2 rRNA genes are annotated in these 354 nt (G+C 43.5%); both read left to right on the top strand.

The annotated features are described in order from the left end of the window. Positions 1-5: 5 nt before the first annotated feature. Positions 6-120: ribosomal RNA gene (gene rrf, locus H4J56_RS19405) — 5S ribosomal RNA — on the top strand. Between the two features lie 114 nt (positions 121-234). After that, positions 235-349 (top strand): 5S ribosomal RNA (gene rrf, locus H4J56_RS19400). Positions 350-354: the final 5 nt, after the last annotated feature.

Genomic DNA, 354 nt, shown 5'->3' with positions numbered 1-354 from the left:
TTTTGTCTAGCGACAATAGCACTGTGGCACCACCTGATCCCATTCCGAACTCAGAAGTGAAACGCAGTAGCGCCGATGGTAGTGTGGGAGTTCCCATGTGAGAGTAGGACATTGCTAGGCTTCTATTTAGAGAAACCCGTAGCTGATGCTACGGGTTTTTTGTTCCAAGGTTCTAATTTACTTTATATTTTAAACAGTATAAATTAAATTATATCTTTGATATTACAAGTTTTGTCTAGCGACAATAGCACTGTGGCACCACCTGATCCCATTCCGAACTCAGAAGTGAAACGCAGTAGCGCCGATGGTAGTGTGGGAGTTCCCATGTGAGAGTAGGACATTGCTAGGCTTCTA

The sequence above is a fragment of the Colwellia sp. BRX8-4 genome (assembly GCF_014077345.1).
GTDB lineage: Bacteria > Pseudomonadota > Gammaproteobacteria > Enterobacterales > Alteromonadaceae > Colwellia_A.
The sequence above is the reverse complement of the archived record's forward strand: the minus strand, read 5'-3'. Positions and strand labels throughout refer to the sequence as shown.